Genomic DNA, 25238 nt, shown 5'->3' with positions numbered 1-25238 from the left:
TTAACCTCTATCAGTTTCTGGGTCGAAGAGTTCAATGTATGCGTCGGCCCGCATTTCGTCCAGCCAGTTTTGTAACTCTTCATTGAATTTGCGGCGGAAGATCAACTGATGCGCACGGTTGGTGTTGAACTGATCTGTGGCATCTGTCTTGCGTCTCTCTTCCAATTGAGTGATGTGCCAGCCGTGAGTTGAACGGAACGGCTCACTGATTTCACCCTGCTTCAGGCTGTTAAGTGTCTGGGCGAACTCGGGCACATAAATGCTTGGGTCGGCCCAACCCAGCTCACCGCCTTTGGTGGCGCTGCCGGGATCTTCCGAATACTGGCGCGCCAAATCTTCAAACTTGGCTTCACCGCTGCGGATCTGCTTGAGGAACTGCTGCAGCATCGCCTTGGCTCTGTCTTCAGACAGAATCGGTGACGGTTTGAGCAGAATATGGCGGGCTTTGACTTCCTCAACTTCCTGGGTCTGCAGGCCGCGGGCGTCCATGATTTTGATGATATGGAAACCGGCACCACTCTTGATGGGGCCTATGATGTCGCCTGTTTTGGCATCTGTGATGACTTCGGCAAACAGAGTCGGCATCTCATTGATGTTCATGTAGTCCCAGATACCGCCTTCCAGTGCCTTGGGGCCTGCTGAGGAAGCAATGGCGGTTTCACGGAAGTTTGCGCCGGATTTCAGACGTTCCAATACGGCATTGGCACGTTTACTGGCCGCTTCCAATTGCTCTGAGCTTGGGTTGGAAGGCACTTCAATCAGTATATGGCCAACCTGATATTCCACGTCTTTCAGGCCCTGTTCTTTGATCAGTTTCACCAGGCTGTTGATCTCCTGGGGCGAAACCTGGATTCGGCGTTGCACTTGAATGCGCTGGATTTCACCCAGAGTCACTTCTTCACGCAGTTGTTCGCGGTATTGACTGAAGCTATTGCCATCGGCTTCAATCTCGGCGCGCATCTGGGCGACACTCATGTTCTGTTGCTTGGCGATATTTTCTATAGTTTGATCCAGCTGCAGATCCCCGATATGCAGGCCGATACGATCGGCCATCTGCAGTTGCAGACGGGTCAGGATCAAACGCTCAATAACCTGGGTACGCAGTGCCTGATCTGAAGGCAGACTCTGGCCGGCGGCTTTGGCGTTGGCCTTGACTGTGTCGACCATGTTCTGGACTTCACTTTCCAGCACTATGCCGTCGTTGATTTGCACCGCAACGCGATCCAGCAGTTGTGGTGCAGCCAGGGAAGCCTGGCTCATGACTAGAGCAAAAAATCCAAAAATCAGTTTCTTACAGGGTTTCATCCACAAAATCCTTGCCACATTTTCGTTTCGTTGGCCGCCGATGGCAGCGGCCCGGGTTGTCCAGATTGGACTCTCTGTCCTGTCCGAGGTTCAGCAATCTACCACAAATCTTGATTAATTCCTCAGATAAAGTGGTTTGCGGTAGTTGAACAGACCTTCATCCAACATGTCGTTGACCCCCAGCGGGCCTGAGCCGCCGAGACCTTTGATCACAAAGTTGAGGTAGACGCCGGTTTCGAACATTTCGCGTTCGTTGGGGGCCGCACTCCTGAGGTCGTCCTCATAGTTGGTCTTGATGCGGTAGTGGTAGCTCAAACGCACTGCCCAGCAGCATGATTCGTACTGGAAGCCGGTATAGCTTTCCACTGAGCGTTCCTCTTTAAGATCGTAATACCAGTTGCCGACAAAATAGAGTTCATCGGTAATAGGCCAGGTAGTACGGAAACCAGCCTGGGAGATATCCACTCTGTCGTTGGTGTTACTGTTGAGCAGATCCGGCACATAACGATAGCTGAACTGCAGCAGTTTGTTAGGGCCGGGGCGGTAGTCCAGAGATGCTTCGCTCTTCTTGTTGGAGCTGTTACGGGTATCGTATTGAATCGCACCGCTGACAAACCAGTCTTTGTAGACTCTGGCATCCAGCTCAGCGGCCAGTACCGAGGTGGATGGCTGCTCTGTGAGGTCATCTTCATAGAGGCTGACCTTGCTGTCGTCGAAGTAGATGATCTGGCCCAGGCTGAACTTCAGTTGTTCCAGGTTACGTTCATCAAACAGGCGGGTGGTCAGACCCAGGGTCAACTGGTTGGCATCGGCGATGCGGTCCAGCCCCGAAAACCGGCGGTCGCGGAACAGACCGAAATAGTCCTGTTGCAGTTCACCCGTGTCATAAAGACCGATTTTGGACTGGTCTTCATAGCCGACATACAGATACTGGAACTGAGGTTCCAACGTCTGGCGATAGTTCTGGTTAAAGTAGTCGGTATAGCGCTCGAAGTTTATCTGACCGTGAATCCTCACCTGAGGCAAGGTACGGCTGATACTGCTCTCCTGGTCGGGCTGCTGAATATTGTGTTGCCAGTAGTTGGTTTGCATCAACTTGACTTCACTGGTCAGCGACCCAGCCGGACCATGTATAGGCAAAAGGATACTGGGCTCCATATGTACCCGTGTTGCCGTGGTGTAGATATCTTCTTTGTGACGGAAGTTGGTTATCTCTGAGGCGAAGTTGAAATCCAGGCCTTGCCACATTCCCGGAGTGCGGTAGTTGAAGTTCAACTGCGGCATCACCTGATAGGGCCGCTCTTCCTTGCCCAGTACCTTAATGTCTTGCACCCTGGCACTGAAGTCCCAGTTATCGGTGAAATAGGCGATTTCGCCAACCCGGGACAGCTGGTTGTCCGTGGCACGATTGACATCAGAATTGAGATCGTTGAAGTAGTTGTTGTCCGAAACATCGGTATAGTTGGCCAGCACCCGCCAGTTTTCATCCAGGGCGTCGCTGTGTTCCCAGTGATACATATAGCGGTTGGGGCTGCCATCGAGCATGTTGTCGCTGCCCAGGTACTCCAGATTGAACTGGCCTGTAGGCGTTTGCCGATCGCCGGGGTCGCCCAGCAGATAGCGGAATTCTGTCTTGGTAAACAAGCCCCGCGACGACATATAGTGCGGGGTAAAGGTCAGATCGTACTCGGGGGCTATGTTCCAATAAAACGGCGCGGCAAATTCCACCCCGTTGGTGGTGCTGGAGCTGAAACTGGGAAACAGGAAACCTGTCTTGCGTTTCTCCGAAACCGGCACTGTCATATAGGGGATGTAGAATACCGGCACTCCGCCTATTCTGAGTTTGGCGTCCCAGATCTCCCCCCACTCTTCTTTGCTGTCGATTTTGATCTTCTCGGCTTCCAGCAGCCAGGAGACATTATCCGGTGGGCAAGTGGTGAAGTTGGTGTTGTTCAGGATCAGGTTGTTGTTTTGGGTGATTTCCAGTTTCTGGGCATCACCGTGAACCTGTTGACCGTGGAGCCAGTACTGTGCCCCTTCAAGGGTGGCGTTGTTGGAACGCATCTGCGCCATCAGCGAGTCGGCGGTCACGGTAAACAGCGGGTCTTGAAATACCAAGTTACCCTGAGCGGTTAATTGTTGTTCCTGCTGATTAACAGTAGCCCTTTCGGCGGAAATTTTGCGCCCGGCCTGAGAAAAGGTCACATTGCCTTCAAAGCTGGCCTCGAGCCCCAATTGCGCCGAAGAAGCATCCGAATGGATCTGTATTTTTTGATCGGCCAAAGGGCCGCTGCTTTCCCCATCCTGATGGTAGGGAACCGGAGGCAAGATAACACATTGAGCGTTGTTGCCGCCCTCCTGAGGAAGGGGTTCAGCCAGCGTCAGGGGGGGTAAAAGGCTCAGTGCCAGAAAATATCGGATCTGCATCTTAGGTCAATTATTTAGATTTCTTTGTCTGGACAAGTATTCGGAGGGAAAAGTTGCATCCTGCCTCGGGCAACGCAGCCATAAAAACTCTGTATTTATTGGCTGTTTCCTGTTTTTTACCTCGGTATAATAAAGCAATTTTTCGTCAAGAGCCATGAGATGACCTTGTCTGATCCCAGATTTCTTTCCATGTCGTGCTGGTTGCAGCAACTTTTCGGTAAGCCTTTGCAACCCAAGCTGATTTCCGGTGATGCCAGCTTTAGGCGTTATTTTCGTCTCAATGTGGATGGTCGTGACTACATAGTCACAGACTCTCCGCCCAACTTATTGGATAACAAGCCCTTTATTGCCTTGGCGCGGGCGTATCATCAAGCGGGTATCCGAGTGCCCAAGGTGCTTGAGTTCAATGAGGCGGAGGGCTTTATTCTGCAGCAGGATCTTGGTGATAAGTTATTGTTGCCCGAGTTGACTGAAACCAATGTGAGTGCTTGGTATCTCAAGGCGCTGGCGATTTTGCCGGATATCGCGGCGGTGCGGGAAAGTGAGCTTGGCCCCTTGCCTGACTATGATGCGGCCTTTGTCGAGCGCGAGCTGGCGATTTTCAGCGAGTGGCTGCTGGATAAACACTGGCAAGTCTCCCTGACAGCCGCTGAGCATACCATGTTGACTGAAAGCTTTGCTATTTTGACGGCGAGCGCGCTTGCGCAACCCCAAGTCGGCATGCATAGGGACTTTCACAGCCGTAATCTGATGCTTAAAGACGGTAAGCTTTGGGTGATAGATTTTCAGGATGCCGTGTTGGGGCCTGTGACCTATGATGCAGTCTCGCTGTTGAGAGATTGCTATATACGTTGGCCGGATGCGATAGTCGAGCCGCTGCTCAAAGCCTTCTTTGAACAGTGCCGCGAGCAGGGGTTGGTTGGCAAAGATGTTGATTTTGCCACCTTCAGTCGCTGGTTCGATCTCATGGGAGTGCAGCGACACCTGAAGGCGGCGGGTATCTTTGCCCGCTTGCACCACAGAGATGGCAAGTCAGGTTATCTCAAGGATATACCGCTTACACTCGGCTATGTGGCCGATATCTGCGAGCGTTATCCTCAGTTGCAGGCGCTTTCCTCCTGGGTCAGGCTAAGGTTATTGCCGCTGACTCAGCAGCCGGCTCAACCAGAATCTCAACCACAGCCCAGACCACAAGCAGAGGCAAAGGAGCACAAATGAAGGCGATGATTTTGGCAGCCGGCAGAGGGGAGCGTCTGCGTCCATTGACCGACAAGCTGCCTAAACCTCTGGTGTCCGTGGCCGGTAAGCCCTTGATTGAGTATCACATTGAACGTTTGGCCGCCATGGGCGTGACTGAATTGGTGATCAATTGCGCCTGGCAGGCGGACAAACTGATTGAACACCTGGGAGACGGTAGCCGTTTTGGCGTGACGATTCATTACAGCCGTGAGATTGAGGCGCTGGAAACCGGCGGCGGGATCAAAAAGGCTCTGCCGCTACTTGGCAACGCGCCTTTTTTAGTGATTAACGGCGATGTGTTTATCGATGTCATGCCTGAGCTGCCCAATTTGGCTGCCGATACGCTGGCGCACCTGTTTCTGGTAGATAACCCGGCGCAGCATCCCGAGGGAGACTTCGCCTTACAGCCGCAAACATCCGGCCATTCGAGGGTCTGCGACAGTGGCGCGCCCAGATACACTTTCTCCGGGGTGGGAATATATCGCCCAGAGTTATTCGATGGGATAACAGAAACACATTTCGCCTTGGCGCCGCTGCTGCGGCAAAAGATGGCGCAGGGGCTTATCAGCGGCAGTCATTTCACGGGTTACTGGTGTGATGTCGGCACTCTGGACAGGTTGCAACAGCTGGAGCTGAGGCAGGCTAAAGGGGCTGTTTAACCACGAGTCAGCAAGCGGACACAAGACAGTTCAAGATTGAATATTGGCCCGGCCAAGCGTGGGCAAACTATGGGATAACAGATGCGTATTTGGGGTAAATTTTTCGGCGGTGTCATCGGCTTTATGTTCGGGCGTTTCTTCGGCGCCTTGCTGGGGATCTGGCTTGGACATCTATATGACAAGCGGATGGCGGCAGCTCAAGGGGAAAGTGCCGGCAGTCGGCAGGCAGAGTTTTTCAACACCACTTTTGCCGTTATGGGGCATATCGCCAAGGCTTCTGGACGGGTGACTGAAAATGATATCCGCATGGCCACCAGTCTGATGGATATGCTGCGCCTCAGCGGCGCGGCGCGAAAAGATGCCCAGCAGGCGTTTCGCGAGGGTAAGGAGCCGGATTTTGAACTGGAAGCCAGTCTGCGCCGTTTTCGGCGTATTACCTTTGGTCGCCGGGAAGTACAGCAGATGTTTCTGGAAATTCAAATCCAGACAGCCCTGTCAGACGGTGAGCTACAGGACAAGGAATATGCAATACTGCAGGTGATTGCCAGAGAGCTGGGATTCAGCAGCTTTCAGCTCGATGAGCTGCTCAAGCGTTGGCAGGCAGAGTTTCGCTTCCAGCAAGCGCCCGGTGATCATAGACCATCGGTTGCCGATGCCTATGAAGTCTTGGGGCTGTCGGAGTCCGCCAGCGATCAGGATGTCAAACGCGCCTATCGTAAATTGATGAATGAACACCATCCGGATAAATTGGTAGCCAAGGGCTTACCGGAAGAGATGATGGAGTTGGCCAAGCGTAAGGCCCAGGATATTCAGGCGGCTTATGACAGGGTCAAGAGCAGTAGAGGAATGCGCTGAGCCTCGCCCTTGGGTGTCGGCTCATGCCGTTAAAGAGGGTTCACCCAAGGAGAGCGCCATGAAACTTGTTTATTCAATTCCCTTGCTATTGGCCCTGAGCGGTCAGGCTCAGGCCGAAGTGTTTGTTGCGCCGTTCGGCGGCTACAGCTTTGGCGGCAATGATCTGGACTACAGACCCAGCGAAAGCACGGTTAATAACAAGAGTAGTGCGGATATTACCGAGGCCGGTCATTTCGGCTTTATGTTGGGGCTGACGACGTCAGAGCCGGGTGACATGTATCTGCTTTACTCCCACCAGGGCACAGAGCTCAGTGGCAGCGGTTTCCCGGGCACTGACAAGCTGATGGACCTCAGCGTCGATTATCTGCATCTGGGGGGCACGCTCTATTTCCCCAAAGACAAGCTGCGGCCCTATGTCACCGCCAGTGCCGGTTTGACGCAATTGCGTCCCGAGTATGGCAGCAACGAAACCCGTTTTTCCATGGGGCTTGGGCTGGGGCTGGATTATCAACTGCTGGAGCAGCTATCCCTGTTTGTCGATGTGCGCGGCTATGCGACCCTGATAAGCAGCGACAGCAGCCTGTTTTGCGATGCCAATCAGTGCTTATGGCATATCAAGGGCGATACCCTGTGGCAGGGACAGGCCAATCTGGGGTTAAGATACCGTTTCTGAGTGGAGTAACAAAGAGGTGAGTATGAGCTTAAAAATAGTGGTTCTGGATGGCTTTTGTCTCAATCCCGGCGATCTCGATTGGTCGCCACTCAAGGCGCTTGGAGAGCTTAGCATCTATGACAGAACTCCGGCGGAGCTTGTGCTGCAGCGCGCCCAAGGCGCCGATGTTTTACTCACCAACAAGACAGTGCTCGGGGCGCAGCAACTGGCGGCGCTGCCTGGGCTCAAGTACGTAGGCATTCTTGCCACGGGCACCAATGTGGTTGACTTACAGGCCGCCGGCGACCTTGGCATCACAGTCACCAATGTGCCTGGCTATGGTCCGGATGCGGTGGCGCAGATGGTCTTTGCCCATCTCTTGTATCACACCCAACAAGTGGCGCAGCACCACCAGGCGGTGGTGGCGGGGGCCTGGAGCCAGTGCGCCGACTTCTGTTTTACTCTGTCACCGCTGATGTCACTCTCGGGCAAGGTGATGGGAATAGTCGGTTATGGTGATATAGGCTCGCGAGTGGCGAATATTGCCAGGGCGATGGGGATGCGGGTGCTGCTGCATACCCGAACCGAGCGCCATGACCTGGCCGAAGGCATCAGCTGGGCGCCACTGGAGCAGCTGTATCGTGAAGCCGATGTGATCTCGCTGCACTGCCCGCTGACCGCGGCGACCGAGAAGATGATCAATCAAGACTCGCTGCAGCTGTTAAAGCCCGGGGTTATTTTGATCAATACCGCCCGTGGTGGGCTGGTGGATGAAAATGCGCTTGCCACAGCACTCAATCAGGGCAAGTTGCGGGCCGGAGTGGATGTGCTCTCCAGTGAGCCTCCAATGCCTGACAACCCCTTACTCAATGCCAAAGGAGTCAGCATAAGTCCGCACAATGCCTGGGCGACGCGAGAAGCCAGGCAGAAGCTGTTGGATATTGCCGTGGACAATCTGCGCGCCTTTATTGGCGGAGACTCTGTTAACCAGGTTTAGACGCTATTAACCGAGTTTAACTGTTGCACAGTTGCCGATAGGAGCGGGACTCCAACATGGCTTGGGTCAGCCCGAACCGGGCCGCCAGTTGCCAAAGCTCGCTGCGAAGCTGCTCCAGCTTATCGCTATCGTCGGTCATGATCGCCAGCTCGGCAAAATCGCCGAGCCCCGCCAGGCTGTCCAGCGTCATATGCCACTTGCCGATAAAGTAGATGCTGCGGCATTTTTGCAGCCGCTGCACCGGCACATAGCCCATGGCGCTGAGCATGCTGCGGGCCCTGGCGGCATCCGAGATATTGACCGCCTCACAGCAATCCGCTCCTGGGCCCTTGAGGATCCACAGCAGATTGTTGGATGGCTGCATCTCCCGGATGCACAGTGACTTGTCCGCCGCGGCCAGTTGACCATCCGGGGTATCGAAGTAGCAGTCGTCCTCCTGATTATCGGCAAACATGCACTCATGCTCCATGGCATTGAGGTGCTCAAGCAGTTGTTGTTTGCTGCAAGACTCATTCAAACGGAACTTGAGTTCCACTTCATACTTACCCTGAAAATGCTGGCTCATGGCGGTCTCTTTTAAAAAATCACTTCCACTTTGGCGGCGCTGCGTAGCGCCTTGTCTATGGCGCTTTGAACATCCAGATCCCTTGCCAGGGCAACTCCCAGACGGCGGCGACCATGGATCTCCGGCTTGCCGAACAGTCGCAGCTGGGTGTCGGCTTCGCTCAGCGCTGCTGCAAGGCCCGTGTAGCGCAGGTTGTTTGAGTCGCCTTCTTTGAGCACCACAGCCGAAGCGCTGGGGCCGTGCTGGCGGATATTGGCGATCGGCAATCCGAGAATGGCACGCACATGCAGGGCAAACTCGGATAGATCCTGGCTTATCAGGGTTACCATGCCGGTGTCGTGGGGCCGGGGCGAGACTTCAGAGAAGTAGACTTCATCGCCCTTGATAAAGAGTTCTACCCCAAACAAACCATAGCCGCCGAGCGCCTCAACCACTTTGGCGCCTATCTGTTGTGCTTTTTCCAGGGCCGCTTGGCTCATGGCCTGTGGCTGCCAGGATTCGCGGTAGTCACCGTCTTCCTGCCTGTGGCCTATAGGCGCACAGAAATGAATGCCGTTGACTGCACTTATGGTGAGCAGGGTGATTTCGTAGTCGAAAGGCACAAAGCCTTCGACTATCACCCGGCCTTGACCGGCGCGGCCACCTTGCTGGGCATACTCCCAGGCCGCGGCTATCTGAGCTTGCTCGCGGATCACGCTCTGGCCCTTGCCCGATGAGCTCATCACAGGCTTGACCACACAGGGCAAACCTATTTGGGCCACCGCCTGATTGAATTCTGCCTCAGTGTCACAAAAGACGTAAGGCGAGGTGGGGATCCCCAGCGTCTCTGCTGCCAGGCGGCGAATGCCTTCTCTGTCCATGGTCAACTGGGTGGCTCTGGCGGTGGGCACTACCTTCAGGCCTTCGGCCTCCATTTGCGCCAGCGTCGCTGTGGCTATGGCTTCGATTTCCGGAATGACCAGATGGGGTTTTTCCAGCTCGATGACGGCGCGCAGCGCCTCGGGATCGAGCATGTTCACCACATGAAAACGATGGCTGACCTGCATGGCAGGGGCATTGGGGTAGCGGTCGACGCCGATGACTTCGACGCCCAGGCGCTGCAGTTCAATCGCAACTTCTTTGCCCAGTTCGCCGCAGCCGAGCAGCATGGCGCGCACGGCGCCTTGGCTAAGGGGAGTGCCTAACATAGTGTGGGTACCTTTGGTTATTGTAGCTGCCTGTGGCAGCGGATTTTTTTGCTAGTTTACCCTTTGGCAATCGGCTTGGGCGGAAGGCTTGATAAATTGTGCGCTGGATCACTGCTTGCGCTGCTGTGGCGGATGTTGAAACTTTGTTATTCTTAAGTCCGCTATTATCGTGCGGGAAGCCAGAATGCAGGATGTCAAAGACTTAACCGGGGTGCTCAGGGGCGGTACGCCCCTGGTGATAATTGAAACGTATGAGGAGCCCAGGGTATTGGAGCTGCTCAAACGAGTGGCCGGTGTGCTGATGCGGCCCCTGTATGGCTGGAGTGTTACCCAGGGGCTCAAGCGGCTGGACAGGGAAGTAGGTGTGCAGAAATTCAATGCCGAACCGACCGATATTCTGGCGCACATCAAGGCCAGCCAGCAGCAGGGGATCTATGTGCTCTGTGACTTTCACCCCTATGTGGTTGAGGCGCCGCGTAACGTGAGAATGATCAAGGAGATTGCCCTTGAGCACGAAACCTTGCAACACACCCTGGTGATGGTTAGCCACGCCTTTGATGTGCCCCCTGAACTGAGCCGATACTGCGCTCATTTCTCCCTCTCCATGCCAGGGCAGGCCCAGTTGGAAAACCTCATCATAGAAGAAGCGCGCCTGGCCCGAGCCAAAGGGGTTTTGAATCGTCTCGATGAAGCCGTGATCCCGCTGCTTGCCGGTAATCTTCGCGGTCTGAGCCATGCCGATGCCCGCCGTCTTGCCCGTAAGGCTATCTGGGATGATGGCGCCTTGTGCCACTCGGATATTCCCGTGGTCAACAAGGCCAAGTTTGCGCTTTTGGATATGGAAGGTGTGTTGCAATTTGAGTACGACACCTGTGACTTTGCCGATGTTGCCGGGCTGTCGAGACTCAAGGAGTGGCTGAGCCACAGGCGCCTTGGCAGCGATGAGCAAGCATTCGATACGCCCAAGGGCGTGATGCTGCTCGGGGTGCAGGGCAGCGGCAAGAGCCTGGCGGCCAAGGCGGTGGCCGGTATCTGGCAGCGGCCATTGCTGCGCCTGGATATGGCCGGACTCTACAATAAGTACATAGGCGAGACGGAGCGTAACCTCAAAAAAGCGCTGGAGATGGCGGAATTGATGGCGCCCTGCGTACTCTGGATAGATGAAATTGAAAAGGGGCTGGGCAGCAGTAACAGCGATGAAGGCACCTCGAAGCGGATCCTCGGCACCCTGCTGACCTGGATGGCAGAACGCAAGTCAGAAGTTTTTATGGTAGCAACCGCCAACGATATCAGCGCGTTGCCCCCCGAGCTGCTGCGTAAGGGACGCCTGGATGAGATATTTTTTGTCGACCTGCCGGATAGCGCCACCCGGGAGGAGATCTTCCGCATCCACTGCCGTAAGCGCAATATCGATGCGGCCGCGCTGGAATTGGCGACTCTGGCAAGCGCCAGTGAAGGTTTCTCCGGCGCCGAGATAGAGCAGGCGGTTATTTCTGCCCGTTATGCCGCGAGGGCCGCGGGGCAGGAGGCCAATCAGGCCTGGCTGCTCGATGCTCTGAGTCGGACTCGCCCCTTATCTGTGGTGATGGCCGAAAAGCTCAACGCTTTGCGTCAATGGGCTAACGGCCGCACTGTGATGGCTCACGGTTGAGGCGGAAACTGGCTCAGGATCCGCATCACGGTTTCCCGGGTTGCCTGAGCCTTACCTTCGCCGCCATCGCTGAAGCTGAACTGATCGCTGCCGCGCCAGATGAGGCGGTTGCTGCTCGCTTCTATGATATCGATTTGTATGGTTTGGAGTTTGACATCGGCTCCCAGAGGCACACCCACACTTGTGCCCACACCTATGCCGCCGCCAGATCCCCAGGTGCCGCTGCCAAGGCCGATGGAGAGGCCTGAATCTTTCGGCTTATCTGTAGTGCGAAAGGCAAAGGAAACCTTGAAGTCTGCTGACTCTTTGACTTCGATAAATTGTTTGCTTTTCAGCGTGTCGATAATCGCCTGATTGATCCGCTCGGCGCTCAGGGGATCATCACTGCTGGAAATCGGCAGCGGGGTGAACTTTTGTAGCTTGGCGAAGCTGTATCCTGGGTCGTAGTCTTGTTTCGGCTGCTGGGCGCAGGCTGTCAGCAGTAGGGGTAACAGCAGCAAGAGTGTCCTGAATTTCATCGCTTGTCCTCCGTGAAAGGATATACCTTACCCTGTGACTTTGTGCCAAAGCGGCCGTCTGTGCAAGGTGTGGATAAAAAATCGCCTTTTTAAGAATGAGATGATATACCTAAGGTTCAGCCGTCAGAGAGAGCCTGCATTTACGCCCCTATGGAACAACTGGTCTTTTTTGATATCCCCAGCCCCTGTATCGGTGTCTGCCAGACAGATGCCAAGGGCTATTGCAAAGGTTGTTTTCGGAACCGCGAAGAGAGGTTCGATTGGCTCAACTTCTCCAACGCCCGCAAGTTGGATGTTATTCGCCTTTGCAAGGCGCGTAAAAGGCGTTGGCAACTGGCGCAGATAAAGGCTCGCAGGGAGCAGCTAAAGGTGGAAGAGCTGCAGTTGAATCACAGCCTGGACTTTGATGCCAAAGGCGACGAAGACGAATCTCTGGATTTCAGTGATTTCAGTCTCGATTGAGTTCTCGCTTGGGCAGGCTTATGCAAAAACGGGTTTCCCCGGGGCGGCTGAACAGCAGGATTTCCCCATGATGGCGTTCGGCTATACGCTTGATTATTGCCAGTCCCAGCCCAAAGCCTTTATTGTTGTTGCGTGAGGTGTCGCTGCGAACAAAGGGTTCGAATATCTTGCGTTGTTCCTCTTCGGGGATCCCCTCACCATCGTCTTTAACCTCGATAGTCACTCTGTCTTTTTCATCACTTAGGGTTACTAGAATTTGGCTTTCGGCAAAGCGCTGGGCATTGGTGAGCAGGTTTTGCAGTGCTCTTTCAATCAGGGCCGGTTCACAGGTGAAGAGTAGTTTGGCGACGGAGCTATCCAGGGTTATCGGAATCGGGCTCAGGCTCTGCAGTCTATCTATCACTTGACGGCAGAGGGCGCTGAGATCGCAGCTCTCCTGCCTCAGCCCTGTTTGGGCCGACTCCAGGCTGGCGTAGGTGAGCATCTCCTGCAGCAAGGATTCCATCTCTTTGACATCTTCTGTCATGCCGGCAATAAAGTCGGCTCTGGCGGTTTCATCGGCGCCTTCACGGCAATAGTTGGGGATCAGCGCCAGGGCAAACTTGAGCCTGGCCAGCGGCGTGCGGATCTCGTGGGAGACGGCATTGGCCAGGTGGCGTTGGTTGTCGATAAGAGCACCGATATGCCGCGCCATCTCATTGAAGGTTTGTGCCAGGGGTTTTACCTGAGAGCGGGGTGACAGCTTGATACGGGTATCCCATTTGGCTTGTCCGAGGGCTTCGGTTGCTTGTTTGAGCACCTTGAGGTCTCTCGATAGCGGCCAGACCCAAACCAAGGCCACACCGGCCAGCGACAGATAGAAAAACAGGGTGAATAGGCCACGTAGTCTGGCTCTGGGATCTGTGTCTATCGGGCCTGTCATTAGCACCTGTTGGTCCAGGCGGATAAACTGCATCTGTCTACCTGAGTTGGTCAGGGTAGTGAAGACTTCACCGGGAGCCAACTCGCCATCATCGGCCAGGGTGATCTTGTCGGCACTGAACAGACGCAATGGATAGGTGGCATTGACATTGGCGGCAGCGATCGCCTGTTGCCGCTGTTCTGGGCTCATGGGCTTCAAGATGGCAGCCATGGCCATAAGCGGCGCATCGGCCAATAGTTCCGCCTCGTCATCGTGTTGCTGCCAAAGGGCGTCTAGGGTCCATCCCAGCCCGAGAAAGCTCAGGCTGATCAGTAGATACAAACTGATGAAGAGGCGTTTCACGCGGTAACCTATTTGGGGATTAGCTGTTCCAAGCTTCGGGGGCAAATAGATATCCCTGGCCCCAAACCGTTTTAATCCTGAATGGCGTTTCTATGTTATCGCCCAGCTTCTTGCGCAGGCGGGAGATACGTACGTCTATCTTGCGATCCTTACCGTCGAAGTCGATATTGAGCAGGCACTGATAGATATATTGGCGGCTCAGTACTTGGCCGGCCTGGGATGCCAGCAGCCACAGGAGTTCAAATTCGTGACTGGTGAGATCCACCTCTTTCTCGCCTAAACGAATTGCCTGAGTGTGAGGATCTATGCTCAGCTTACCAAAACTCAGGCAGTGGGATTCGGCCATAGGTGGCTTGGTATGACGTCTCAACAGATTGTTGATCCGTGCGACCAGGAGCGCCGGGTCAACCGGTTTTACCACATAGTCATCGGCGCCCAGTTCCAGGCCTTTGATCTGATCTTCATTGGAGCCAAGCGCGCTCATCAGCAGGATCGGGCCGGCAAAGTAATCCGGTAGTTTTTCGCAAAGTGATAATCCATCCATGCCCGGCAACATGATGTCCAGCAGGATAATGTCCGGCTTGTAGTTGAGTAGTCTGGTCAGTACTGTGTCTCCGCGGCGCTCAACTTCTACATGCATGCCATGGGACTTGAGATAATCCACAATAAGGTTGGCCAGACGAATGTCGTCTTCTACCAATAAAACTCGGTGAGTCGATTGAGCTGAGGTCATCAGAATAAACTCCAAGGGTTGCGATATCTGCGCCTGACATTGGTGTCAGATACGGGGGTCGTTCTAAAGTAAACGCCGGCTAAGGTTTGCCATGTGTCTTTATCTACCATGACAAAATGAATGTCCTCACTGGTTGTAAGCCGGAATGTGAGGCTGTGCACATCTTCAGTTTCACTGCACCAACGTTGTAACCCTTCATAATCAGAAAGGATACAAACCGCACCATTTGTATTTGTCCAGCTTAAACTGACGTCAAGCGAACAGGTGTCCTCTTCACTCTTGAGAATGCAGAGCTGAGGTGTGATAGCCAGCTTGATTTCTTGATTGTTATTATCTGGGTCAGCCTGCACCTTGGTTGCAAATATCATTGACAACATCAGCAGCAGGAACAGCCAACGCCAGCTGTTTGCTATGCGCACCTTGTTTAAAACCTATAGGCAGCACCAATGAAAAAAGCCCTGACATCATCTTCATCCAGCAGAGGGCTCTTGGCTATTTCATCGGCAAGTTTGGTATAACGCAGTCCCAATACAAGATCCCAGTCCTCGTTGAGGCTATAACGGCCGGTAAACTCCAGCCCGCGGTTAAAGCCTGAACTCCCCTGGTAAGCCTGACTCCAATAGGCATTCTCGCTTGGTCTTACGCCAAAGTAATAATCGACTATTTCTTTACTCTTCCACTCTATATTCAGGGCGAACTCAAGTTTCCAGCGTTCCAAATTCAGATGATACAACCACCTGGCTTTGGCCTCAGTGCCCTGGTGAACATTGAACATATCATGAGTAAGCGAAAGATTCAGTATACCGTATTGAGTGTAAAAAAAAGCCTCGGCTCCGCCAAGAAATGTAAAGTGTCTGTCTTCCAATTCATTAAATACTTTTGGTGGTTCATTGGCTTGCATTAACATCATGGGTGCCGCGCGACTCTCGGTGGCCTTGGACATCTGAGAGCTGCCACCGAAAGTAAACACATTGCTGGGATCCCAGCGATAGAAAAAAGCCCGCTCTCTGCTGTAAGCCGTCACCAGATTAATGGTGTAGTTCTCCGACTCTGCCAGGGTCAGTCCCAGATTACCATTGTCAAAAAACCAGTTTTCACCATAGTAGGCAATACTGGGAATGACATAGAGAGGAATATCGTCCTGCTGGCGTAAGGGGTTGGTTTTTTGACCGTAACCCAAGGCCAGTCCAAGATCCCATTTATCAGTAGGGATGCATTCTGTCTCTTTGCAATAGGGATGCGCCCAGGCATTGAGAGACAAGAGGCCGATTATGAATAAGCAGAGCCGTACAGACATTGAATACCGAAAATATTACTAAAAGCTATGACTAAGAATAGTGCTGAAGACTAACATTTGTCCGGCGCAAATTCAGAGATTTCTTTCATGAAAGTAGCAATTTGATACAGACGTAATCTTTGTTTGGCGGAGGTTTCAGCGCTGGGCAGAAATCCGGGACTGAGGTAGCATGATGAAAATCAGCTGAAAAAAAGGACAAAGCTATGGCCCGTAATCCCTTCGATTGGCAAGATCCCTTGCAGTTTGACAGTCTGTTGCAGCCGGAAGAAAGGATGATCCGTGACACTGTGCATGAATATGCCCAAAGCAAGTTGCAACCCAGGATCCTGCAGGCAAATCGCGAGCAATACTTTGATCCCGAGATCATGACAGAGCTTGGTGCTCTGGGGTTACTCGGGGCGACTCTGCCGACTGAATATGGCGGCGCCGGGGTCAACTATGTCAGCTATGGCCTGATTGCCCGGGAGATAGAGCGGGTCGACAGTGGTTATCGTTCGGCCATGAGTGTGCAGTCCTCTTTGGTGATGCATCCGATTTTTGCCTATGGCAGTGAAGAGCAGAAACAGAAATACCTGCCAAGGTTGGCACGGGGAGAGCTGATTGGCTGTTTTGGCCTGACCGAGCCGGATGTGGGGTCAGATCCCGGCGGCATGAAGACTCGCGCCGAAGCCATCCCGGGAGGGTATCGGCTCCATGGCAACAAGATGTGGATCACCAACTCTCCCATCGCTGATCTGTTCCTGGTTTGGGCCAAGCTGGATGGGGTTATCCGCGGCTTTTTAGTGGAAAAGGGCACTCTTGGGTTGTCGGCGCCCAAGATAGAGGGCAAGTTCTCTCTCAGAGCCTCGATAACCGGCGAAATCGTGCTGGACGGGGTTGAAGTGGGTGTCGAGGCCTTGCTGCCCAACGTCGAGGGGCTCAAGGGACCCTTTGGTTGTCTCAACAAGGCCAGATACGGCATCGCCTGGGGCGCGTTGGGCGCGGCCGAGTTTTGCTGGCATGCCGCGCGGCAATATAGTCTGGACCGAGTCCAGTTTGGCAGGCCGCTGGCGGCCAATCAACTGATCCAGAAAAAGCTGGTGGACATGCAGACAGAGATCACCACGGCGCTGTTTGCCTGCTTGCAGGCCGGTCGTTTGCTGGATCAGGGCAGTTTGGCTATCGAGGCTATCTCGCTAATCAAGCGTAACTCCTGCGGCAAGGCGCTGGAGATCGCCCGCCAGGCCAGGGACATTCACGGTGGTAATGGTATTAGTGATGAGTTTCATGTCATCCGGCATCTGATGAACCTGGAAGCGGTCAATACCTATGAGGGGACCCATGATATTCATGCCTTGATCCTGGGACGGGCCCAGACAGGCTTGGCGGCTTTTAGTTAAGGAGAATAACAGAGTGCAGGTAACAGAGTTTGAACCCAAGGTGAGTCAGTCACAACAAGAGGTTGTGGTGCGCCACAGCGAGCACACGGATATTCCGGCAATACGGGCGCTCTTTACTCAGCCCAGCTGTTATGCCGGCACCTTGCAGCAGCCCTTTCCGTCACTCGAAAAGTGGTATAAGCGTCTGGGCGAACTGCCGGATGGTTATTATTCACTGGTCGCAGAGTGGCAAGGGGAGGTGGCCGGTCAACTCTCCTTACAGGTACAAACCAACCCCAGACGTAAGCATGTGGCCGATCTGGGGATGGCGGTGAGTGAAGAGTGCCGCGGTATCGGCGTGGGTTCTACGCTGCTGGCAGCCGCTGTGGATTTGGCCCATAACTGGTTGGCGGTGAGACGCCTAGAGCTGACGGTTTATACCGACAATCACGCCGCCATAGCGCTCTACAAACGCCATGGCTTTGTGATTGAGGGCGAGGCGCGGGACTATGCCTTCCGTGATGGCGAATATGTGGATGTGTTTTTCATGGCCAACATCCGCGAATGATTATTCAAACATCAAGAACAGATAGACCACAAACAACACCAGGTGAGTCGCCCCGTGCAGTGCATGGGTGCGGCCACTGCTGAAACTCACCTTACAAACCATAAGCGTGGTCACCAGCAGTACCATATCTGCGGGACTGAGCCCCAGTCTGACCTCTTCACCGGCAATACTGCCCACCAGAAGTACCGCAGGTACGGTCAGGGCTATGGTGGCCAGTACAGATCCAAAATAGAGATTCATCGCTCTTTGCAACTGATTGTTGAGCGCGGCTTTTATTGCTCCCACGGCTTCCGGCGCCAGAATAATACAGGCTACCAGGAAGCCCCCCAGGCTCGCCGGTGCGCCCAGAGTGGTAATGCTGTAGTTGATGGGCATGGCCAGGGTCTTGGCCAGTAGCATCACGGTCAGCAGGCAGATGAGCAACAGCACTCCGTGGTAGAGGTTGGAGTGGCTGGAGGCATGATGATGGTGCTCATCATCCAGGTGATCGGCGTCGACAAAGAAATGGCTATGGCTCTTGGTTTGGATCATCAGGAAGATGCCGTAGAGCATTATCGACACCAAGCCAAGCATCCAGGACATGGAAACCGATAAGCCGCCTATGCTGCCGCCTTCGGTAAAATTGGGCAGCACCAGACACACCAGGGCCAGCGGGATAATGGCGACCAGGTAGGATTTTACCCCGTCGAGGTTGAATTGCTGGGTATGATAACGCCAACCGCCCAGCAGCAGCGTCAGCCCCACCAGGCCGGTAGAGATGATCATCACCACGGCAAACATGGTGTCTCGGGCCAAGGTTGGGTTGGAGTCACCAGTCAGCATCACAGAGGAGATCATCACCACTTCCAGTGAGATCACCGACAGGGTGAGGATCAGGGTCCCATAGGGATCGCCCAGTCGAATCGCCAGAATATCTGAATGGCGCACGACTCCGAAAATGGTCCAGATCACTACCACAAGCAGCAATATCGACAGCGGGATATAAACGGCGAGGGGAGCGCCGTCCGCCAGATACTCGGCGCCACCTGTCTTAAAGAACAGCAGGGTGACCAAGGCGATAAGCAGCGATATTTCTTCTTTGATAAAAGCTGGCATGGCAGGTTTCCGTTGTCGCGATAAACCGGCATTATACTTTGGCATTGGTGACAAAAAAAACACCAATGCACTGTTTTTCTCATTGTTTTCAGGTGTGATTCAAACAGACCCGTTGGGCGATTTTTTTCATTTCCTATTTAATTATCATAAGGCGGTGAGTTGTCGTGGAGTAAGTTGCTGCTGGGGAAAGCCGGACATTTTGTCCGGCGCTTTGATATCTCTTGAGTGACTCACAGTTAGCTGAAAAAATAAGCTATTGCTTTGGTGCTTGCTGACTTCGGGTCAGCCACAAACTACCCAGTATGCTGACCAGTAGAATAATTGCGATCACCGCCAGTGCCAGCATGATAGGCAGATGATAGATATCCAGTAGAAGCATCTTGATACCTATGAATATCAGGATCAGTGCCAGGCCATATTTGAGCAGTACAAAACGTTCGGCGGCGCCCGCCAATAGAAAGTACATGGCCCTGAGGCCCATGATGGCGAAGATGTTGGACGTCAGTACGATAAAGGGATCTGTGGTGACCGCGAAGATGGCCGGGATACTGTCGACAGCGAAGATGATGTCGCTGATTTCCACAGCGATCAACGCCAGCAGCAGAGGCGTGGCAAATAATATGCCGCGGCGACGCACCACAAAATGCTCACCTTGAAGATTTTTCACCACCCTCAGGTGTTTTCTGAGCCAGCCGAGCAGCTTGTTGTTGGAGAGATCGGTTTCATTATCTTCCTTCGTAAACAGCATCTTGACGCCGGTAAACAGCAAAAAGGCCCCGAAAAGATACAGCACCCAATGGAACTGATTAATCAGCCAAGTGCCGCCAAATACCATGGCGGTACGCATCACTATGGCGCCCAGTACCCCGTAGAGCAGCACCCGTCTTTGCAGTTCGGCGGGGATAGCGAAATAGCTAAACAGCATCAGCCAGACAAACACATTGTCCACGGCCAGGGCTTTTTCGATGAGGTAGGCGGTGAGAAACTCCAGCCCTTGTTGATTGGCGACTTCGAGACCTGCGGTCTGTTTCAGATAGAACCAGACTCCCAAGTTAAACAGCATGGCGACACTTATCCATACCAGGGTCCAGATCCCAGCTTCTTTGATAGAGACTTTATGGCTGTGGCCACCGCCGACAAACTTAAGATCTATCCAAAGGATCCCCAGTACTATTACCAGAAATCCGCTCCACAACCACCAGGTACCCATTTCGTTATCTCCAAATACAACAAAGCCCGCCACCGACGGCAGGCCAGCTGAAGGAGCACGGATCTTGCCTGTCGGCAAGGTCTCACTTACAAAGCACAGCTCAGTGGCTTTGCCCGGTTGCCGGGTGCGCAAACACCGTAATGACGACAAGCCGGCGAGAAGTTACTCCCCTTGGAATATTCCCCAATCTAACAATATGTTGTTCCGATAGCCAGATCTGACTGATGAAATTATCTTAATCTTGCTAGTCACTTGGAGCAGAGCGCAAGCGAATAATAAAAAAAGGGCAGTCCATTGACTGCCCTTACGTTTATCGCTCTAGGGTTAACCGTTAGGCTTCCAGTTTGGTCAGCTCGGCTTGCTGCTCTTTGAGCTTGTCCATATCGCGCTTGAGATCAGCCATCTTGCTGCGCTCTTTGTCGATAACGGCGGCCGGGGCTTTGGCAACAAAGCCTTCATTGGACAGCTTGCCTTCAATTCGGGCCACTTCGCCACTCAGCTTCTCCAGCTGCTTGTCGATACGAGCCATCTCGGCGGCTACGTCGATAAGCCCTGCCATAGGGATCAACAGTTCCATCTCGCCCACCAGTTGGGTGGTGGACATGGGCGCGTTGTCGCCATCGGCCAGAATCGTCATGCTTTCCAGCTTGGCCAAGGTAGTGAAGAAGGTTTGGTTGGCTTCGACACGGGCCTTGTCGCGGGCACTGACACTGCGCAGTAAGGCGTTGAGCGGCTTGGACGGAGCTATGTTCAGCTCGGCGCGGATGTTACGCACGGCAACAATCACCTGCTTGACCCATTCCAAGTCGGCCATGGCCTCGGTATCGACTTTGTCGGCCTGATACTCAGGGAAGGCGGCCAGCATCAGGGTTTCACCTTCCACACCGGCAAGTGGTTTGACACGGTGCCAGATGGTTTCAGTGATGTATGGCATCAGTGGATGCATCAGGCGCAACAGCTGCTCGAGTACAGTCACCAGAGTATGACGGGTGCCACGCTGCTCGGCTTCAGAGCCGTTTTGCAGCACAGGCTTGGTCAGCTCAAGATACCAGTCACAGAACTGGTTCCAGGTGAATTCGTACAGGGTATTGGCGGCCAGGTCGAAACGATAGGCGCCCATATGCTCTTCGAAGGTCTTGACCGTTTGGTTGAACAGACCTGTGATCCAGCGATCCGCCAGTGACAACTGCATCTCACCGCCGGCTTTGCCGTTGGGTGAGTTGGGGCCGCAATCCTGATCTTCGGTATTCATCAGTACATAGCGGGAAGCATTCCACAGCTTGTTACAGAAACTGCGGTAACCGTCCAGGCGCTTCATGTCCCAGTTGATGTCACGGCCGGTGGATGCCATGGCAGCCAGGGTAAAGCGCAGCGCGTCGGTACCGTGGGCTTCGATGCCGTCGGCAAACTCCTTGCGGGTGCTCTTTTCTATCTTGGCGGCCAGTTGCGGCTGCATCATGTTACCGGTGCGCTTGCCAACCAGAGATTCGAGATCTATGCCATCGATCATATCCAGAGGATCCAGCACATTACCCTTGGACTTGGACATCTTGTTGCCTTGCTCATCACGGATAAGCCCGGTCACATAGACAGTCTTGAAAGGCACCTGAGGTGTGCCGTCTTCATCCTTGATGAAGTGCATGGTCATCATGATCATCCGGGCTACCCAGAAGAAGATGATGTCGAAACCTGTCACCAGCACGTCTGTGGGGTGGAAGGTTTTCAGCTCAGGAGTTTGCTGTGGCCAGCCCAGGGTGGAGAAGGTCCACAAGGCAGAGGAGAACCAGGTATCCAGTACATCATCGTCCTGACGCAGAGCAATATCGCTTGCCAAGTTGTGCTTGGCGCGTACTTCGGCTTCGTTACGGCCGACATAGACCTTGCCGCTGTCGTCATACCAGGCCGGAATGCGATGACCCCACCACAGCTGGCGTGAAATACACCAGTCCTGAATGTCACGCATCCAGGAGAAATACATGTTCTCGTATTGCTGAGGCACAAACTTGATATCGCCGTTTTCCACCGCTTCTATGGCTGTCTTGGCCAGTGGTTTGACAGACACATACCATTGGTCGGTCAGCAGGGGCTCAATCACCACGCCACTGCGGTCGCCATAAGGCACTTTCAGGCCGTGGGGCTCGATTTTTTCCAAAAGACCCAGGGTCTCGAATTCGGCGACAACGGCATCGCGGGCCTTGAATCTGTCCATACCGGCGTAACGGCTTGGCAAAGAGGCGTCCAATTCGGTGTTGAGGCTACCATCGACATTCACCACTTCGGCCACGGTGCGGATGGCGGCATCCTGGGTGAGTATGTTGAACATGGGCAGATTATGACGCTTGCCGACTTCATAGTCGTTGAAGTCGTGGGCCGGGGTGATCTTCACGCAGCCGGTACCGAACTCCATATCCACATAGTCATCGGCCACCACAGGAATACGGCGGTTAACGATTGGCAGAATGATCTCTTTGCCTATCAGGGATTGATAACGTTCATCGTCAGGGTGCACGGCAACGGCGCTGTCACCCAGCATGGTTTCCGGACGTGTGGTGGCGACAATCAGATAGTCTTTACCGTCGGCGGTCAGGGCGCCATCGGCGAGTGGATAGCGGAAATGCCACATGTGGCCCTGCTTTTCCTTGTTTTCCACTTCCAGATCGGAAATTGCAGTGTGCAGCTTGGGATCCCAGTTAACCAGGCGCTTACCGCGATAGATGAGGTCATCTTCATAGAGGCGAACAAACACTTCCTGCACGGCTTCCGACAGACCTTCGTCCATGGTGAAACGTTCGCGGTCCCAGTCTACCGAGGCGCCCAGGCGACGCATCTGGCGGGTAATGGTGCCACCGGACTGGTTCTTCCATTCCCATACCTTGTCCATAAAGGCTTCACGGCCCAGGTCGTGGCGGCTCTTGCCTTCTTCGGCGGCGACTTTGCGCTCCACCAACATCTGGGTGGCGATACCGGCATGGTCGGTACCCACTTGCCAGAGGGTGTTCTTGCCTTTCATCCGCTGGTAACGGATCAGGGTGTCCATAATGGTATCCTGGAAGGCGTGTCCCATATGCAGGCTGCCGGTGACATTTGGCGGCGGGATCATGATGCAATAGTTGCCCTGGGACTCGTCACCGTGGGGCTTGAAGTAACCTTTCTCTTCCCATACACGGTAGAGCGCTTGTTCAATAGACTGCGGATTGTATGTTTTTTCCATGGGAACTGTCGTTTCTCAAACAAAATTAAGTGGTTGTGTTGCCAAATCCTGGGTGCTGAGCGTGACTCCCAGATTACGATACTGGCGGTATCTGTCCCTGGCCAGGGCCTTGTGTTGCTCATCTCCGGCAACAAAATCTATGATCCTGCCAAAGTTTACCGCAAATGCCGGGGCTTCATTGGCCAGATTGATCAGTATCGGGCGGCGTTGATTGGGCCCCAGCTTGTCAAAGCCGATTTCAACCGGTGCACCGGCGGCAGGGCCTTCCCCTTTGAGGTTGTGGGGCACAAAAGCACTGGGTTCAAACTGCCACAGCAGCTCGTCAATCCCATGGGCCTGAGCCAGATCCTCACAGTGAATATACAGCCATTCACCCTTGGCATAGTGCTGCCCGGCCAACTGACAGGCAAGCAGTTGTAACTGCTCGGCACTTGGTTGCTGTGCTGCATTCGGCAGCAGATAAAAAGTTGCCTTGCTCATCGCCTGCATCTCACCCCTGCACAGAACACTGATAGCCGTTTGACATAAGAGGAGGATTTTACACCTTTTGGCCAAAGGTTGAAATGGTCAGCGCCATCCCGATAAGGCTCTTGAGCTATTGGGTGATAAGTCACACATGCATAAAAGGGATAAGGATTCAGTTTGGCGTTGTCTTGCTGTTAACCATGTTGAGTTGCTGTTTGATGTTAAGCGTGAGGTTATTTTGAGGAAACCTAAGGAAGGTGCGAGCAAGTCCCATGTGTGCTCTGCGTCGGCCTACAGACTTGATCCAAAGCTTTGTTAAAGACGGAGTGATTAGCTTGAATTGAGTCTTCAAAATTTACGGCCCTCTTGGCGTTTATGTTTAAGAGGGCCGCAAGTCTTGCTTTGCTGGTTAGCGCATGGCCGCAGCAATCAATTTGGTGCAGCCATCAGTTTTTATCACAGCGGTTCGGCAACCTTGATCACCAGCTTGCCGAAGTTTTTACCTTCAAGCAGGCCGATAAAGGCTTGTGGTGCCTGCTCCAGCCCTTCGACCAGTTGCTCCTTGTACTGAATTTTGCCCTGAGAAACCCAATCAGCCATCTCGTTGGCGAACTCTTCATATCTGTGACCATAATCGTCAAAAATGATAAAGCCCTGCATCTTGATCCGCTTCACCAGAATGGTGTTCATCAGCAGTGGCAGGCGATCCGGTCCGGCCGGCAACTCAGTGGCGTTATATTGAGACACCAAACCACATACGGGGATTCTGGCGCTGGTATTCAGCAGGGGTAATACGGCATCAAACACCTTGCCGCCGACGTTTTCGAAATAGATGTCTATTCCCTGGTCGCAGACTCGGGCCAACTGCTCGGCGAAGTCCTCTGCCTTGTGATCCAGACACTCATCGAAACCCAGTACTTCTTTGGCGTGGCGACATTTCTCTGCGCCGCCGGCAATACCTATAACCCGGCAGCCCTTGAGTTTGCCTATCTGACCTACGGTAGCGCCAACCGGTCCGGTGGCGGCGGCAACCACCAGAGTTTCTCCTGCTTTGGGCTGGCCAATATCCAGCAGTCCCATATAGGCGGTGAAACCCGGCATGCCCAAGACTCCGAGGGCGTATGAAGGGGCTGCAGGCGCTTTGCCGAGTTTCAACAACCCTTCACCGTCTGAAAGGGCATAGTTTTGCCAGCCGGTGTAGGCGAGCACCCACTCACCGACTTCAAAGTCCGGATGACGGGACTCTTCTACCTGGCAAACCGTGCCGCCGACCATGATATCGTTCACGGCTACCGGCTCGGCATAGGATTCTGCATCACTCATGCGGCCGCGCATGTATGGATCCAGCGACAGATAGATGGTGCGCAGCAACACCTGGCCGTCGCTTGCCACCGGCTTGTTGCTGCTTTCCAGACGGAAGTTTTCTGCGTTGGGAGCACCGCTTGGGCGAGAGGCCAGCACAATGCGCTGATGTGGGTTTTGATTGGCAGTCATAATAGGCTCCATTGGGTTTTATCGCT

The 25238-nt window shown here is 53.9% G+C and carries 23 protein-coding genes; 9 read left to right on the top strand and 14 right to left on the bottom strand.

The genetic code is table 11. The features are described 5' to 3' along the window. Both surA and lptD read right to left on the bottom strand, forming a co-directional pair. On the bottom strand, positions 1–1305 hold the full coding sequence (gene surA / locus CX651_RS08900) for a peptidylprolyl isomerase SurA (protein ID WP_101055649.1): 1305 nt from the start codon (positions 1303–1305) through the stop codon (positions 1–3). A 114-nt stretch (positions 1306–1419) separates the two neighbouring features. Next, positions 1420–3732 carry an LPS assembly protein LptD gene (gene lptD / locus CX651_RS08895; protein ID WP_101055646.1) on the bottom strand — a complete coding sequence of 771 codons (2313 nt, stop codon included), beginning with the start codon at positions 3730–3732 and terminating at the stop codon, positions 1420–1422. A gap of 159 nt (positions 3733–3891) precedes the next feature. On the opposite strand from lptD, the gene CX651_RS08890 reads away from it, so the two are divergent. The 5 genes from CX651_RS08890 (at position 3892) to CX651_RS08870 (ending at position 8134) form a co-directional block, all read left to right on the top strand. After that, positions 3892–4950 (top strand): aminoglycoside phosphotransferase family protein, encoded by a 1059-nt coding sequence (locus CX651_RS08890; RefSeq protein ID WP_101055645.1) that lies wholly within the window; start codon positions 3892–3894, stop codon positions 4948–4950. Beyond that, positions 4947–5630, top strand: a complete 684-nt coding sequence (gene murU, locus CX651_RS08885) for an N-acetylmuramate alpha-1-phosphate uridylyltransferase MurU (RefSeq protein WP_101055644.1) — start codon at positions 4947–4949, stop codon at positions 5628–5630. Before CX651_RS08890 ends, murU begins: the two co-directional genes overlap by 4 nt. An 81-nt stretch (positions 5631–5711) precedes the next feature. After that, on the top strand, positions 5712–6485 hold the full coding sequence (gene djlA, locus CX651_RS08880; RefSeq protein ID WP_039033160.1) for a co-chaperone DjlA: 774 nt from the start codon (positions 5712–5714) through the stop codon (positions 6483–6485). 58 nt (positions 6486–6543) lie between these two features. After that, positions 6544–7158, top strand: a complete 615-nt coding sequence (locus CX651_RS08875) for an outer membrane beta-barrel protein (protein WP_101055643.1) — start codon at positions 6544–6546, stop codon at positions 7156–7158. A 22-nt stretch (positions 7159–7180) separates the two neighbouring features. Then, positions 7181–8134, top strand: coding sequence for a D-2-hydroxyacid dehydrogenase (locus CX651_RS08870; RefSeq protein ID WP_101055642.1), 954 nt, complete (start codon positions 7181–7183; stop codon positions 8132–8134). Between the two features lie 16 nt (positions 8135–8150). On the opposite strand, the gene cyaB is transcribed toward CX651_RS08870, so the two are convergent. Then, complete coding sequence (gene cyaB, locus CX651_RS08865) at positions 8151–8699, bottom strand: class IV adenylate cyclase (RefSeq protein ID WP_101055641.1); 549 nt, start codon at positions 8697–8699, stop codon at positions 8151–8153. Positions 8700–8710: 11 nt separating this feature from the next. Further along, complete coding sequence (gene purT, locus CX651_RS08860; RefSeq protein WP_101055636.1) at positions 8711–9886, bottom strand: formate-dependent phosphoribosylglycinamide formyltransferase; 1176 nt, start codon at positions 9884–9886, stop codon at positions 8711–8713. Between the two features lie 184 nt (positions 9887–10070). Here purT and CX651_RS08855 point away from each other — a divergent pair, with 184 nt between their 5' ends. Continuing rightward, the gene (locus CX651_RS08855; protein WP_101055633.1) at positions 10071–11537 is read left to right on the top strand and encodes an AAA family ATPase; all 1467 of its coding nucleotides are present in this window, start codon (positions 10071–10073) and stop codon (positions 11535–11537) included. Here the strand turns inward: CX651_RS08855 and CX651_RS08850 are convergent. Then, a complete protein-coding gene (locus tag CX651_RS08850) occupies positions 11528–12055 on the bottom strand; it encodes a DUF4136 domain-containing protein (RefSeq protein WP_101055631.1) in 528 nt (175 codons plus the stop codon). The genes CX651_RS08855 and CX651_RS08850 overlap by 10 nt on opposite strands. Before the next feature lie 150 nt (positions 12056–12205). On the opposite strand from CX651_RS08850, the gene CX651_RS08845 reads away from it, so the two are divergent. Further along, the gene (locus CX651_RS08845) at positions 12206–12517 is read left to right on the top strand and encodes a DUF1289 domain-containing protein (protein WP_101055629.1); all 312 of its coding nucleotides are present in this window, start codon (positions 12206–12208) and stop codon (positions 12515–12517) included. Here CX651_RS08845 and CX651_RS08840 read toward each other — a convergent pair. From CX651_RS08840 to CX651_RS08825, 4 genes are read right to left on the bottom strand one after another with little or no spacing between them, the layout of a single operon-like run. Next, a complete protein-coding gene (locus CX651_RS08840) occupies positions 12504–13781 on the bottom strand; it encodes an ATP-binding protein (RefSeq protein WP_101055626.1) in 1278 nt (425 codons plus the stop codon). The genes CX651_RS08845 and CX651_RS08840 overlap by 14 nt on opposite strands. A gap of 19 nt (positions 13782–13800) precedes the next feature. Continuing rightward, a complete protein-coding gene (locus CX651_RS08835; protein WP_101055623.1) occupies positions 13801–14514 on the bottom strand; it encodes a response regulator in 714 nt (237 codons plus the stop codon). After that, a complete protein-coding gene (locus CX651_RS08830) occupies positions 14514–14933 on the bottom strand; it encodes a DUF3019 domain-containing protein (RefSeq protein WP_039033170.1) in 420 nt (139 codons plus the stop codon). The genes CX651_RS08835 and CX651_RS08830 overlap by 1 nt, the downstream gene beginning before the upstream one ends. A gap of 5 nt (positions 14934–14938) precedes the next feature. Beyond that, on the bottom strand, positions 14939–15811 hold the full coding sequence (locus CX651_RS08825) for a MipA/OmpV family protein (RefSeq protein ID WP_101055619.1): 873 nt from the start codon (positions 15809–15811) through the stop codon (positions 14939–14941). Positions 15812–16014: 203 nt separating this feature from the next. Between CX651_RS08825 and CX651_RS08820 the strand changes: the two genes are divergently transcribed. Then, positions 16015–17190, top strand: a complete 1176-nt coding sequence (locus CX651_RS08820; RefSeq protein ID WP_101055616.1) for an acyl-CoA dehydrogenase — start codon at positions 16015–16017, stop codon at positions 17188–17190. 13 nt (positions 17191–17203) lie between these two features. Next, a complete protein-coding gene (locus CX651_RS08815) occupies positions 17204–17737 on the top strand; it encodes a GNAT family N-acetyltransferase (protein ID WP_224867864.1) in 534 nt (177 codons plus the stop codon). On the opposite strand, the gene CX651_RS08810 is transcribed toward CX651_RS08815, so the two are convergent. The 5 genes from CX651_RS08810 to CX651_RS08790 all read right to left on the bottom strand — a co-directional run bounded on the left by CX651_RS08810 (position 17738) and on the right by CX651_RS08790 (position 25212). After that, positions 17738–18832, bottom strand: coding sequence for a calcium:proton antiporter (locus CX651_RS08810; RefSeq protein ID WP_101055614.1), 1095 nt, complete (start codon positions 18830–18832; stop codon positions 17738–17740). Between the two features lie 253 nt (positions 18833–19085). Further along, positions 19086–20042, bottom strand: coding sequence for a TerC family protein (locus CX651_RS08805; RefSeq protein ID WP_101055730.1), 957 nt, complete (start codon positions 20040–20042; stop codon positions 19086–19088). A 331-nt stretch (positions 20043–20373) separates the two neighbouring features. Next, entirely contained in the window at positions 20374–23253 is a 2880-nt protein-coding gene (locus tag CX651_RS08800) for a valine--tRNA ligase (protein ID WP_101055612.1), read from the bottom strand. Positions 23254–23268: 15 nt separating this feature from the next. After that, positions 23269–23733, bottom strand: a complete 465-nt coding sequence (locus CX651_RS08795) for a DNA polymerase III subunit chi (RefSeq protein ID WP_101055728.1) — start codon at positions 23731–23733, stop codon at positions 23269–23271. Positions 23734–24174: 441 nt separating this feature from the next. Next, positions 24175–25212, bottom strand: a complete 1038-nt coding sequence (locus tag CX651_RS08790; RefSeq protein ID WP_101055608.1) for an NADP-dependent oxidoreductase — start codon at positions 25210–25212, stop codon at positions 24175–24177. Positions 25213–25238 lie beyond the last annotated feature (26 nt).

The organism is Shewanella chilikensis, from assembly GCF_002836945.1.
Classification (GTDB): Bacteria; Pseudomonadota; Gammaproteobacteria; order Enterobacterales; family Shewanellaceae; genus Shewanella; species Shewanella chilikensis.
Note: the sequence above shows the minus strand (reverse complement) of the source record. Positions and strands in the feature narration are given on the sequence as shown.